General features: G+C 21.2%; 8 protein-coding genes and 2 pseudogenes. 1 reads left to right on the top strand and 9 read right to left on the bottom strand.

Annotated features, from left to right (window positions below; translation table 11 throughout):
• Positions 1-761: 761 nt before the first annotated feature.
• From glnS to aroQ, 9 genes and pseudogenes are all read right to left on the bottom strand, one after another.
• Positions 762-2,435 carry a glutamine--tRNA ligase gene (gene glnS / locus GII40_RS02590; RefSeq protein WP_226813282.1) on the bottom strand — a complete coding sequence of 558 codons (1,674 nt, stop codon included), beginning with the start codon at positions 2,433-2,435 and terminating at the stop codon, positions 762-764.
• Positions 2,436-4,422: 1,987 nt separating this feature from the next.
• On the bottom strand, positions 4,423-5,379 hold the full coding sequence (fmt, locus tag GII40_RS02585; RefSeq protein WP_226813281.1) for a methionyl-tRNA formyltransferase: 957 nt from the start codon (positions 5,377-5,379) through the stop codon (positions 4,423-4,425).
• 29 nt (positions 5,380-5,408) lie between these two features.
• Positions 5,409-5,918 carry a peptide deformylase gene (def, locus tag GII40_RS02580; protein WP_226813280.1) on the bottom strand — a complete coding sequence of 170 codons (510 nt, stop codon included), beginning with the start codon at positions 5,916-5,918 and terminating at the stop codon, positions 5,409-5,411.
• 1,908 nt (positions 5,919-7,826) lie between these two features.
• On the bottom strand, positions 7,827-8,918 hold the full coding sequence (ychF, locus tag GII40_RS02575) for a redox-regulated ATPase YchF (RefSeq protein ID WP_226813279.1): 1,092 nt from the start codon (positions 8,916-8,918) through the stop codon (positions 7,827-7,829).
• Between the two features lie 116 nt (positions 8,919-9,034).
• Positions 9,035-9,610 carry an aminoacyl-tRNA hydrolase gene (pth, locus tag GII40_RS02570; RefSeq protein WP_226813278.1) on the bottom strand — a complete coding sequence of 192 codons (576 nt, stop codon included), beginning with the start codon at positions 9,608-9,610 and terminating at the stop codon, positions 9,035-9,037.
• A gap of 1,631 nt (positions 9,611-11,241) precedes the next feature.
• On the bottom strand, positions 11,242-12,585 hold the full coding sequence (gene accC / locus GII40_RS02565) for an acetyl-CoA carboxylase biotin carboxylase subunit (RefSeq protein WP_226813277.1): 1,344 nt from the start codon (positions 12,583-12,585) through the stop codon (positions 11,242-11,244).
• Positions 12,586-12,596: 11 nt separating this feature from the next.
• Positions 12,597-12,839: pseudogene (gene accB / locus GII40_RS03190) on the bottom strand (acetyl-CoA carboxylase biotin carboxyl carrier protein); the annotation flags it as partial.
• 78 nt (positions 12,840-12,917) lie between these two features.
• Positions 12,918-13,013: pseudogene (locus GII40_RS03185) on the bottom strand (acetyl-CoA carboxylase biotin carboxyl carrier protein); the annotation flags it as partial.
• 242 nt (positions 13,014-13,255) lie between these two features.
• Positions 13,256-13,708, bottom strand: a complete 453-nt coding sequence (gene aroQ / locus GII40_RS02555; RefSeq protein ID WP_226813275.1) for a type II 3-dehydroquinate dehydratase — start codon at positions 13,706-13,708, stop codon at positions 13,256-13,258.
• Between the two features lie 1,238 nt (positions 13,709-14,946).
• Here aroQ and hha point away from each other — a divergent pair.
• A complete protein-coding gene (gene hha / locus GII40_RS02550; RefSeq protein ID WP_226813274.1) occupies positions 14,947-15,150 on the top strand; it encodes a hemolysin expression modulator Hha in 204 nt (67 codons plus the stop codon).
• Positions 15,151-15,400: the final 250 nt, after the last annotated feature.

The following is a 15,400-nucleotide window of genomic DNA, read 5'->3' as shown; positions in this document are numbered from 1 at the left end:
TCTTCTACAATATTATTACATATACTTTTTTAAAGTAGTTATTAATTTAATTATATATCAAGTTAATCTTAGATATTACATAATTTAATAGTAGATTATTAATTAATATGTTAGTTATATATTAATAAAAAATAAAATATAGTTTATTTTTATTGATATATTATATAGTAAACTAGTTATATATAAAATTATATATAATAAATAATTTTAGATTATAAATTATAATAAGTATTTTATTAAAAAATAAAATAATTTCTTGTATGATTTTTTTCAAAAATTTAATAAAATACAATCTAAAAAATAATTGCATATACTAAGATATATTTGATATATGTATAGTATTTTTATTAAAGAAATAATACTTATAAAGTATTATTAATATAATTTATTTTTCTTACTTATTAACTTAAAGCTAGTCATTATAATTAAAAAATAAATAGTATAATAAAATAACATATAATACATCATAAAGATAATTACTTTCAATATAGTATAATTTTTTTAAAATTTTTCTTAAATAATATTTTAGTTTTTGCTTGTATCATTATTTCTTGACATCATTAAATATATTAATACAGTAAACATTATTTTATTTATATATTAGGATATATTGGATATATATTTATAATTACTATAATCTATGCATATTAATGTATATCTTTTATTCATATTGATAAAAATAGTAAATATATTACATTATGTTCTGTATTATGTTTTTATAAATTATGACAATAAATTGATATTTTATAACATTTACTAACTTAGTATTTAATCGTACTGTTAGTTTGCGTTTCACGTAAACTAACAGTACGATTAAATACTAAGTTAGTAAATGTTGATCGATTGTAATCTATACAGAAATAACCTTTACGCTCGAATTGATAAGTTATTTTAGAAGTTGCTGTGTTAAGACTTGGTTCCACGAAACCTTTCATGATAGTCAAAGATTGAGTATTCATGATAGATAGTAAATTGTCAGTAGTATTTGGATCAGCTAATTTAAATAAATGATCATAAATATAAAATGTAGCAGGTAGTGCATGATTGACCGAAACCCAATGAATAACACCTTGTACTTTGTGTCCATCAATAGGATTTTTCTTCAATGTATTTGGGTCATAAGTGCAATAAATGATTGTAATTTCATCATTATTATTTTTTTCAATACGTTCGGCTTTTATTATATAAGCGTTACGTAAACGTACTTCTTGTCCTAATACTAAGCGTTTATAATTTTTACTAGATATTTCACGAAAATCTGAACGATCTATATAGATCTGATTACTAAATGGTACACTACGAGTGCCCATCTCAGGATTGCTTGGATGATTTAACATAGATATCATCTCTATATTATGATCAGACATGTTTTCAATAATTACTTTAATAGGATTTAACACAGCCATTGCTCGTGGTGCAATTTTATTAAGATCATCACGAAGACAGGATTCTAAAGCAGAAATGTCTACATAGCTATCTTGCTTCGTCACACCAATACGTAAGCAAAATTCACGAATTGATTTTGCAGTATAGCCACGACGGCGTAATCCAGAAATTGTTGGCATACGTGGATCATCCCATCCTTCTACAATATTTTCCGCAATAATCTTGTTTAGCTTGCGCTTTGACAAAATAGTATATGTAAGATTAAGACGAGCAAACTCATATTGAGTTGGACGTATTCTAATACTAATATTACTCAATATCCAATCGTATAAGCGACGGTTTTCTTGAAATTCTAGTGTACATAATGAATGCGTAATTCCTTCCAAAGCATCAGAAATACAATGAGTAAAATCATACATAGGATAAATACACCATTTTTTGCCTGTACGATGGTGTTCAGTAAATTTTATACGATAGAGTACTGGATCACGCATTACTATTAATGGAGAAGCCATATCAATCTTAGCTCGAAGACATGCAGTTCCTTCCATATAGTTACCGTTACGCATTTTTTTAAAAAGTTTAATATTTTCTGCAATACTACGATTACGATATGGACTATTTTTTCCTGGTAAAGTTAAGGTGCCTCTATATTGTCGTATTTGTTCAGGAATAAGACAATCAACGTAAGCTAAACCTTTTAAAATCAATTCTATAGCATATTGATACAGTTGATCAAAATAGTCAGAAGCGTAACGCACTGCACCATTCCATTCAAATCCTAACCACTGTAGATCCTTTTTTATTGATTGCACATATTCAATATTTTCTGCGACCGGATTAGTATCATCAAAACGTAAATTACAAAAACCATTATAATCTTTAGCAATGCCAAAGTTTAAGCAAATAGATTTAGCGTGTCCAATATGTAAATATCCATTTGGTTCTGGTGGGAAACGTGTATGTACTATATTATGTTTACCAGATATTAAATCTTTCTCTATAATATGACGGATAAAGTTATTTTTACATATATCGTTTTTGCTCATTTTTTATTCCTATATAATGTACATTCTGTAAAAATTATTAATGATTAATCATTTCTTATTATTTTATTGAAATATTTAATTATATTAATGTAAATGTTTTTGTATTTATGTGTATTAGTACTTTAGTGTATCTATTACCAAAACATTCAATTATAATGAATATGTTTAGAGTTAACTACATAAATATTAATATCAAAATTAATATTGTTTGTTTTATTTTAATAATATATTAGCAATATACATAATAATTAATTTATAAAAAATATATATTTTATCTCTTTAATATAAATAATAATATTAAATATCTCTAAAATAATTTGATTAAATTTAGTTACTAGATTTTTTTATAATTTTTTCATAGATATTAGTTGTATATTATTATTATATAATTAAATTCTATAAGGTTAAAAGTTAAAAAAATTATTATAAAATAATAATATATAAATTCATAGTAAAAAATACTACAATTATTATATACAATCTTTTAATCAAACAGGAATAATATTGTTTTATATTTATTTAATTTATTATTAGTATTTCATAATATACTGTTGTAAAAATATTATATATAGCATAAATAATATAAAAATTATTATAATTAAACGTATAAAAATATATTAATTTTATTAAATAATTAATATTCAATATTATTTAGTAGGTATAATATTATTAAATAGATAATAAAATATTACATTGTAATATTAGAATATTTATGTAAATAATTATTTTAAATTTTAATTCATTAATATTTTTTTATTTGTTATATAAATGAACCATTTAAAATATTTTTATAAATATCATGCTTGACTATAAAAGATTTAAATGTTTTCATAAAATTTATTTGCTAGTTAGAAAATATGCTAAATAATATCCTATTATATTTAATATAATTCTATTACTAAATAGAATTATTGTAAATTATTATGATTTTTAATTTAGCAAGATTTAATATACTTTAGATAAAATAAAAATATTATTATAGGAATAATAATTATAAAATAATTATTTTATAAATATCATTAATAATATATGAAATATATACAAGATTAATTTATGAAATTATTTAATTTAAATGAACACTTAATATGATATATAACCTATAAATAATAAATTGATTTCTATGAATCGTTATAAATATTAAAAACAATAAAATTTTATTTTTTTGAGATTTAATATGTATTAAATTATTATTGCTATTATCATAGTGCATACATAAAGAACACTATTACCTTATTTAAGGTAATTACTATTTTTATTAAAAATATATAATAAATAAAAACGATAAATAATTTTATAAAATGCTAACGTAGATATAAATCTATAAAAATAGATTTATATATTATATATTTATAATATAATTAAATGATTATAATATTAAGACATAGGCACTTATTTCTTTTATTTAAATAAATATTAGTAGTATTATAACATATGTTATATCTAGTATATAATAATATATAATATAAAAAAATAATATTTATTTTGTATTATTAATAATCAATTTATATTAAAATATATATAATAAATAATATTATTGTGATAATATATTAAATATTATAAGTTAATTAATATCTATTATTTAATAGATAATATGAAAGTTATTAAAGATAATAAATATATAAAATAATTAACTCTATATATTACATTATATAAATAAATAAGCATAAAAGTATAGATAATAATATAAATTATATTTATATAATTATCTGTTTATATTATTAACAATAAATACAGAAAAATTATTAGTTATATATCAATCTATCATCTAATGTTCTTTAATGTTATATTTAATACGTAACTTAGTAATAATAAAAATCAGTTAAAATAATTATTATTAATTTAATATTTAAAGTTATTATTAGAATAATATAATTTCATAAATTATTATATAATTTTCTGTAACTTTTTTAATAACGCAAGATACACATATAACATTGTAAATGTTTGATAAAAATAATATATCATACAACACATCATCTAATCTAATTTATCTAGTAGTACCTATAATTTTTCCTGGTTGAAACCATTCACGACGAGAATTTATTAAATCTAGTGCAGACATAATTTTTTTACCGGATGGTTGTAGATGAGTCATTAGTAAAATACCATTAGTAGTTGCAACAGCAATTCCATGTTTATCTGCGCTAATATTAGTGCCTGGTTTTTCACCATGATTAGTAACAATAACTTTTGCTTGCCAAACTTTAATTTGTTGACAATTCAGTATAAAAAAACTTATAGGCCATGGATTAAAAGCTCGAATACAACGTTCAAGTTGTATGGCAGATAAGTTCCAATTTAAAAGTGCTTCTTTTTTGCTGATCTTATGGGCATAAGTTACCATGTTTTCATCTTGTTTTTTAGGATTTATAGTGCCATTATCTAACTTAATTAATGTATCTAATAATTCCTTAGGACCTATATGTGCTAATTTTTTATATAACGTTGCACTTGTATCTTGAGCTGTTATTGGGCAAGATATTTTATGTAATATATCTCCAGCATCTAATCCATTATTCATTTGCATAATAGTAATACCAGTTATAGTATCTCCAAACCATAAGGCACGTTGAATAGGTGCTGCTCCACGCCAACGAGGAAGTAGTGAACCATGTACATTAATACAACCTAAACGTGGATTATCTAACACAGTTATAGGCAATATTAAACCATAAGCTACTACTATCATTACATCAGCATTAAGATCAAAAATTAAATATTGATCTTCCATTAAACATAATGATATTGGTTGAAATATAGGTATATTATATTTTTTTGCTAAAATCTTTACCGGACTATATGTAATCTTATTTCCACGTCCTGATGGTCTGTCTGGCTGTGTAAATACACCAACTATTTTATGTTCTGAAGATAATAATTTATCAAGATAACACGCTGCAAAATCAGGAGTTCCAGCAAAAATAATACGTAAAGATTGAGACAATTTTATGTTCCTATGTCAATAAAAATTATTTAGGCTTTAAGTAAATGTCTATAAGTTTTTTTTAATTTTTTACTTATACGATAACGTTTCAATGGTGAGAGATAATCAATAAATAGTTTTCCAAATAAATGATCTATTTCGTGCTGTATGCAGATAGCTAAGAGATTTTCAGCTTCTAGTATGAAAGACTTTCCATTATGATCTAAAGCTTTTACTTTTACATATGCAGCACGTTCAATTAATGCATGTTGTTCGGGAATTGATAGGCAACCTTCTTTAATACTGATTTGACCATAGCTTGTTATTAATTCAGGATTAATTAATACTAAAGGTTTATTTTTATTTTCAGATATATCAATTACTATAATACGACGGTGAATATCTATTTGAGTAGCAGCTAAACCTATGCCATCTTTTGCATACATAGTGTAAAGCATATTATTAATTATATGCTTAGTATTCGGTGTAATTTCTGTTACCAGCTGTGCTATAGTGCGAAGCCGTTTATCAGGAAAATGTAATATCGACAATAGTATCATAAATTCTTTAATCTATCTTTACAATAAATAATTATTAATGTCATTTGATATTTTTATATTATATCATACTATAATAAAATTATATAATGATCTAAATAAATTATAAAATAATTATTATTATGATTTAAAATAATTATAAAATTTAATATTACAATTTTTAATATTTATTAAATTTTCTATGGTTTAAGAATTAATTAAATAATATTATAATATTTTATTGTATTGAATAAAAAATATTTAATATTATTAGTATCTATATAAAGTATTATATTATATTTATCATATTATATATCAATATTAAATAACTTACTACATTATTAAATATTTGATATTTTATTACCTATTTAGGACATGATTATTTTATCAAAAATTATTAATTTAAAAAACAATAAATAATGATTTTTATTTATTGTTTTTTAAATAGTATACACATGTAATAATACTAAATTATTAATTACGTAATGCAAAACATAATAATTTCAAAATAACAAATTTTTATATAAATCTTATTGTTAGTCTGTTGATAAATAAATATAAATATATTGAATATTACTGATAATAATATTTTATTTCAGATTAATATATATAACAATATATTTTATATAGAATATAATTAATTATATATATTAAGAACGAATCAATAAAATAAACACTTTGTTATTATTTTAATAATATTTGAGCAATATTTTAGTTATTGTGTAAAAGATATCTAATATGTTTAAATATAACAAATTTACGAATTATATGCTATATAGTGCTATTAATATATAATAAATAACTATTATTATAATATATAATATTTAAAATATTCATATTTATAATTAATAGTACTACTATACTGCAATTTGTTATTTTATTTAGAAATCATTTATTTATACTCTATTATATGTTGATTATATAAATATATATAAAAATTATTTTGATTGTATATCTATCATATGATAAATAATTTATTAAAATATTACTTATATAAATGATAAAACATTGTATATAAAAAATTAATAATATCTCTACTTACATAAGATACAATCGATTGCTTATTAATATTTTAATAAAAATATTTGTTAATATTATATATTGTATGTTTTATTTATAAAAGATTATTATATATTATAAATAATATTACTGGAATACGTAAAAAATAGCTAGTATAGCAATATAATAATATTATTAAATTGATTAATGCATATAAATAAAACAAATTATGTTAATTTACATTATAGTTATTTTCAATATATTTTATTTGAAATATTAACTTTGAATATTATATGATTTTTAATCAAGTAGTTAAAAACTTATTTTTATTATTTTATATATGACAAGTAATATTTAAGAGCATATTGTATATATTTTTCGCATATGATTATAACAGTAATAGTACAATTTTATTGTGTATTGTTATATATTTTAAATCAAAGTAAACAATAATTAATATGAGATATAATGTTTTTATTATATAATAATACTAAAATAAATAATTAATATATAATACTTGTATTATAAATAGTATTTTAAGTAAATAAAATTATTATTATAATAATATACTTAAATATTAATATTATTTAATGTATGAATTAGAATTAAAAAATTATTTTTGACGTTATATGATATTAATAATACATTATAAAAAACTAAATAATATGTATGATAAATTTATGCTCTGTATTTTTTTAAAAACTAATCAAGTAATTAGGTAATATTATTATATAATATCTTTAATGATCATTTACAATATAAATAATAAATATTAAATTTATTGACTTTGTTCACTAATAAAATTTTTAATGAAAATTAAAATCATTTATTTTAGTTTTAATTACACTAAAGATATACAAAATAAACTTCAAAAAATTAATCTTTAATAATTAACAGAATTATAAAATAATTATTAAAATTAAAAGTATGCAATTAACATTTAAATAAAAAATTTATTATATCTCCATCTTTTACTATATAGTTTTTACCTTCTGAACGCATTTTTCCAGCTTCTTTAGCACCTTGTTCACCTTTATAGGTAATAAAATCATCAAAAGATATGGTCTGTGCACGAATAAAACCCTTTTTTAAGTCAGTATGAATTTTACCAGCTGCTTGTGGAGCTGTTGCGCCAATAGAAATAGTCCATGCACGTACTTCTTTCATACCTACGGTAAAATACGTTTGTAGATTGAGCATTTTATAACCAGCATAGATAATATTTTTAAGGCTGTATTCTTGTAAACCCATCTCACATATCAATTGATAACGTTCAGCTTCATTAAATATAGCGATATCAGATTCCACGGCAGCACATACAGCAATAACAACAGAATTTTCTTTATCAGCTATTTTATATACAGTATTTAAATGTGTATTATCTTGCAAACCATCTTCACTAATATTAGCAATATACATAATTGGTTTTAATGTTAAAAAACGTAAATACTGGATTGCTTCTTTTTCCTGGTTTTCTAAATTTAACGTACGCAACATACCTGCTTGTTCTAGATGAAATAAACACTTTTCTAAAGTTATTAATATATTTTTTATATCTTTATTACCGCTTTTAGCTTTCTTTTGTATACGATATAGTGCACGTTCGCATGTATCTATATCAGATAGTACGAGTTCAGTATTTATAATATCAATATCTTCTGCAGGGTCAACTTTGTTGTTTACATGAATAATATTATCATTTTCAAAACAACGTACTACATGACCAATAGCTTCAGTTTCTCGAATATTAGCTAAAAATTTATTTCCTAAACCTTCCCCTTGTGAAGATCCTTTTACTAATCCTGCAATATCAATGAATTCCATAATAGTTGGGACAATACGTTGTGGCTTTACAATGTTAGCCAACTGATCGAGGCGTGAATCAGGCATTGGGATAATGCCAATATTTTGTTCAATAGTACAAAAAGGAAAATTATCTGCTTCTATTTTTTCTTTAGTCAATGCATTAAATAAAGTAGATTTACCGACATTTGGTAAACCTATAATACCACATTTATATCCCATAAATTATGACCTTAGTCTATTACATTATTTACAAATATATTAAAATAAGTCATATAAAATATCTGTAAATAATAAATATAGATTATATAAAAGTTTTTATTAAAATTAATATCTCATTAATTATTATACATACTAGTCATTGCTCGATCTATACCTTCTCTAAAAATTATATTAGTATAGTTTACTGCCTTATCAATTGCATTATCAATTAATATTTTTTCATGAATTGAGGGTTTGCTTAGTACAAAATTAATAACTTTATTTTTATCACCAGGATGACCAATACCAATACGTAAACGATAAAATTTTGGATTATTACTAAGATTTTTTTGAATATCTTTTAACCCATTGTGTCCACCATTACTACCACCTAATTTTAATTTAACAACATTAGGAGCAAGGTTGAGTTCATCGTGAGCAATTAATATCTCATTAGGTTGAATATGGTAAAACGAAGACAATGCAGCTACCGCTTTACCACTTAAGTTAATAAAAGTAGTTGGTACTAGCAAATGAATATCATTGTTTAATATATTAATTTTTGCAGTGTATCCATGGAATTTTAGATTTTCTTTTAAGTAAAATCTGTTATGTTTAGCAAGTTTATTAACAAACCATGCTCCTGCATTATGACGCGTATATGTATATTCTTTACCAGGATTAGCCAGGCCAACAATTAGTTTAATAGTCAAATTTAATTTATACTTATTTATAGGTAATATATTAATGATTGATTATCATATCTATATTTATGATTATTATCAATAATAGTGACAATTCAGTTAATTTTATTCAAAACTTTAATATTATATATAATAGTTAATATAATATCAATCATCATTTATTGTAAAGTTAGTATGTAGTAATATTATATAATTTAATTAATTTATGATAATACTTGTAATACATGCAATATTTAATGTAATACATTACTACTTAAATTAAACTTTAATAGTTTTTATAACAACTTTTATATTATTAAATTAGCTAAAATTATAACTTATTAACCAAGTTAATAAATGATATATAAACATATATATTCTATTCTATATTAGAATATTTAATTAGTTTTTTAATAAGACAAGCTACTGTTTTATGTTAAAATGTATAATATTAGTAATATGTAAAAATATATTTTTTAAAAGAATCTAATTATATATAAACATATATTATATGTTACTATCATAGTAATAATTTAAATATATTATTTTCATTAAATTTATTTACTTAATAAGTTTTAAATATTATTACTATTATATAGTTAATTTAATACTATAAAATGTGTATTTTATATATATTATGACATGCATATATATAATATGTTATGAAGGTGAATATTAAACATTTCTTATATTGCTTCATAATATTATTATGTATTTTTTAAAAAAACATATTATTATTTATTGTAAATAATATTTTATATTAATATGTATTAATATATCTAGTATAAGTAATTTTTTATGAGGTAATTCTTACATAATATTTATATTTATTTACTTGAGTACTTATTTGTTTATATATTAAGTCAAATACATAAGTATTAAAGCATAATTTTATCATTTTAGCAGAATTTATCAATTATGATAGTTTATCGTTTATAATTAATTCAAAGAATGAATTATAAATGATTTTTTTATCAAATACATCTATACTGTTATAAAAAATATTAAATATATTTTATATATATTAGTTAAATAGTATAATTAATATTATATATTGATATTTATAATATAAAATTATTATATTATTAAATACTAGATAAATAATTATTTAGAAAATAGATATAATATATTTTTTAATATTAAAATATAAACATTTTATTTACTGACTACGTTAGTATGTTTATATATAACATAAATAATATTAAACAGTTATGTAATATAACAATTATATTAAATGTTTATTAATTGATAATTGATTAGTATGATAGTCTAAATAATATATCTTGAAATCAAAATTTTTAATAAAATATATATTTAATATATTATCTATTTAAATGCATATACTATATATTTAATATTCGTCTTTTAATGATTCTAAATATTATTATTACATATCAAATATTACAATGTTATTACTCAACATAATTATATTTGAAATACTATATATAATATGAGTAAGTTAAAGTAACATTGATATTTTATAAATAAAATATATTATTATAATAATAAATGTTATATTACATTTGAAGTATATTACTTAATGTAATGTATTTATATTAAGTATTTTAAAGTATTAATATATAGTAATAATTTCATAAAATATTTATTTTAAGTTTTCTAACAATATTTTTAACATTATAAATAATGTATTACCTCGTTATTTATGTAAATTTATATTTTTCTAGATAATGAATATTAGTTCCACCTTTTTGAAAATTTTTATCATACATAATTTTTTGCTGTAGTTGAATATTTGTTTTAATACCATCAATAATTAGTTCTGTTAAGGCATTTTTCATACGAGCAATAGCTACGTCACGATTTTCACCGTAACAAATAAGCTTACCGATCATAGAATCATAATATGGAGGTATAGTATATCCCGCATATATATGAGATTCCCAACGTACACCAAAACCACCCGGAGCATGAAAACGTGTTATTTTACCTGGACTAGGTAGATAGGTATCAGGATCTTCAGCATTGATACGACACTCTATTGCATGACCACGTATTTGAATTTCATGTTGTTTAATAGATAATTGGTAACCAGATGCAATACGTAGTTGTTCTTTTATTAAATCAATTCCAGTAATCATTTCAGTAACTGGATGTTCAACTTGAATACGGGTATTCATTTCTATAAAATAAAATTTTCCATTTTCAAATAAGAATTCAAAAGTACCTACACCACGGTATCCTATATCTATACAGGCTTTAGAACATAGTGCGCCGATATAGTGGCTTATCTCTGTTGTAATACCTTCTGGTGGAGGAGCTTCTTCAAGAATTTTTTGATGCCTGCGCTGCATAGAACAATCACGTTCAGATAAATATATTGCATTGCCTTGACCATCTGCTAGTACCTGAACTTCTATATGACGTGGGTTTTTAAGATATTTTTCCATATATACTATACTATCACTGAATGCTACCTTAGCTTCTGCTTTAGTAATAGTAATAGATTGCTCTAATTCTGTATGATTACAAACAATACGAATACCTCGTCCACCACCACCACTAGCAGCTTTAATAACTATTGGATAGCCAATAAGTTCGGCAATAGCTATATTTTTTAATATATCATTACTTAGCGGACCATCAGAGCCCGTAATACAAGGTATTCCTGCTTTTTTCATTGCACGAATAGCGGAAATCTTATTGCCCATTAAACGTATCGTTTCAGCACGTGGTCCAATAAATATAAAACCAGAACGCTCTATTTGTTCAGCAAAATTAGCATTTTCAGACAAAAAACCATAACCTGGATGAATTGCCATAGCACCAGTAACTTCTGCTGCAGATATAATTGCAGGAATATTTAAATAACTTTGCTCTGATGGTGCAGGACCTATGCATACAGTTTCGTCTGCTAGTAATACATGCTTTAAATCTCGATCAACAGTCGAGTGTATTGCAACAGTTTTAATGCCCAGCTCTTTGCAAGCACGCAGAATACGTAAGGCAATCTCACCGCGATTAGCAATAACAATTTTATCTATCATGACTGACCTCATTATTCTATAATTACTAAGGGCTCGTCAAATTCTACAGATTGACCGTTTTCAACTAGAATTGTTGTGACTATACCAGATTTATCAGTTTCAATATGATTCATCATTTTCATAGCTTCTACAATACATATTGTATCTCCTGCATGCACTTTTTGACCGACTTCAATAAATGATTTTGCATGTGGATTAGGGGTACGATAAAAAATACCAACCATAGGAGAACGTATAATGTGGCCACGAATTTCTGACGGTTTATCTATTGTTAAGTTTTTATTATAATAAGGCTGTATCGTTGGTACATGAATTTGTTCATGTTTATTACAAATACGTACTGAATATTCACCTTCAGATATTTCTAATTCAGAAATATTAGATTCTTTAACTAGTACTATTAATTTTTTTATCTTACGAATATCCATTTACAATTCCGTAATTTTATTACTGCTTAGAATAATATTATGGCTAAGATATTTAAATATTATAACATACTTAGCCATACAATATATTGATATTAAAATAAATATTTTATCATTTGCAATGCTATTAATTAATTTTAATACTATTTAAATAATCATCTAATTTTGATACTTATAAAAAACACAAAAATAAATACATAATATATGATATATGTTATCAGTAATATTAAGTATTGAATATTATTTCATTTAATTAGTTTTAGGTAGTTAACTGCTGCCTGAAGTCCAAATTGATATCCATCGATACCTAAACCACAAATAACGCCAATAGCGATATCGGATAAATATGAATGCTGACGAAAAGATTCACGAGCATGTATATTTGATATATGAATTTCAATAAAAGGTATATTAACTGCTAATAGTGCATCTCTTATTGCTATACTAGTATGTGTGAATGCAGCTGGATTTATTAAAATAAAATCTATTTTATTATATCCAGCATGAATTTGATCAATAAGTTTAAATTCAATATTTGATTGCATATGAGTTAGCAAAACATTTAGCTTATTAGCAGTTTCTTGTAAATCATTAATAATATCTTTTAATTTTTTATTACCATATTTATCTGGTTCACGGATACCTAATAAATTTAAATTAGGTCCATTTAAAAGCAAAATATTAAAAGAATATGTCATTGTATTGATTTCTCCAAAAATAAACTTTCTATTAAATAATTAATATTACAAATTTTATTTATTTTATAGTAACTAATTGTTTTATCATTACTTCTTATTTAAAGTCTCATATTTACATACATAAAGATTTGATATATTATAATTATGTATTATTTTAATAATCATAATTTTATAGATTTACTAAATTTATAAAGTAAATATAATTGAATTTTTTATAAAAGATATAAATTTACTATATTAAAATTTACTGCATAATAATTATTAATATTAAAATTTTTTTATAAAAATATTAAATATAATTAAAATATATTATACTAATAAAAAAGTTTTTATTAGCTAAAAAATAGTTATTTTAGCTTATTTATCTAAATTTAAATGGATATTACTTTAATAATTTATTATTTATAATTTAATCTATTTTATAAATTTAATTAATTGTTTTTTATGTATTTAATAGTTCCAATTGTATCTATTTTTATAGTAATCCATATATTATAAGTTTTATTGTAATGATTATAAATAATAGTGCTTTAAAATAAAGCTTTACTATTATAAAAATTAATACAATAATAAACATGTTATTATTATATAATAAGTAAATAATTCTTACTTAATAAGACAATAATATGTATTAATATTGCATGTTATCTTTGAATTAAAATAATAATTGATTGTAATCATATAATAATATGTATTGATTATTGATCATTAACATCAAATAATGTATTATTTACTGATTTTATAAAAAATAATCAATTAATAAATATATTATAATAAACGTATTCTAAAATTAAATTTTTTGTTATTTCTGCGTATACAAATATAATTTTTATCAATCATAAATTGTTACATAATATCATTGATATATATCAAGATTTTTATTGTACTTAGATAAAATATTTTTGAATCTAAAATAATTCAAAGTATACAATGAATAAAAATTCTTATTAGAAGATATATATTCATGTATATAAAAATTTATAAATTAATAACTTTATTAGGTAATTACTAAAATTTATAAGATAAATAATATATAATATCTATTGAAAATCATTACTATAGTACTTAATTTATATAATACCACCTATTATATATTATCCATTTTCTATAACCATATCAATATAAAGTATATTTAAATTATGACTAATATATTATATGAATAATAACATAATATATTTTATATATCTGGTTGTAAATTAGGATATCATTGAAATCTTAATATTAGATTAGAAATTATTATGACTAAAACTGACTATTTAATGCGTTTGCGCAAATGTACTACTTTATATACTCTTGAACGTGTAATTGAGCAAAATAAATATAAGTTATCTAGTGATGAACTAGAAATATTTTATTCTGCATCTGATCATCGTCTAGCAGAGTTAACAATGAATAAATTATATGATAAAATTCCTGCTGAAGTTTGGAAATATATAAGATAATATTAATATAATATATTTAATTTTTATATTTTGTTTTTACGTGTATTTAATCTACATTTGTTTTATTGTTAAATCTTTTATAACCAAATAGAATGTAATTATATATTTTATTTTAATAAAGTATTTTTTATTAGCTATCTTAGTCATTTTTATATAAAGAATGTTATTTATATTATAAAAAAAATTTTCTAAACTTTAAGATAAAGTTTTGTAGGATATCCTTTCAAATATAATATATATATTATTTCAA

Origin of the sequence: Candidatus Profftia lariciata, from assembly GCF_020541265.1 — a bacterium.
In the GTDB taxonomy this organism is placed as follows: Bacteria; Pseudomonadota; Gammaproteobacteria; order Enterobacterales; family Enterobacteriaceae; genus Profftia; species Profftia lariciata.
Note: the sequence above shows the minus strand (reverse complement) of the source record. Positions and strands in the feature narration are given on the sequence as shown.

Bases quoted from the DNA above. Each gene is read 5' to 3' on its own strand.
- glnS (WP_226813282.1), bottom strand. From the start codon at position 2,435: ATGAGCAAAAACGATATATGTAAAAATAACTTTATCCGTCATATTATA.
- def (WP_226813280.1), bottom strand. From the start codon at position 5,918: ATGATACTATTGTCGATATTACATTTTCCTGATAAACGGCTTCGCACT.
- ychF (WP_226813279.1), bottom strand. From the start codon at position 8,918: ATGGGATATAAATGTGGTATTATAGGTTTACCAAATGTCGGTAAATCT.
- accC (WP_226813277.1), bottom strand. From the start codon at position 12,585: ATGATAGATAAAATTGTTATTGCTAATCGCGGTGAGATTGCCTTACGT.
- aroQ (WP_226813275.1), bottom strand. From the start codon at position 13,708: ATGACATATTCTTTTAATATTTTGCTTTTAAATGGACCTAATTTAAAT.
- hha (WP_226813274.1), top strand. From the start codon at position 14,947: ATGACTAAAACTGACTATTTAATGCGTTTGCGCAAATGTACTACTTTA.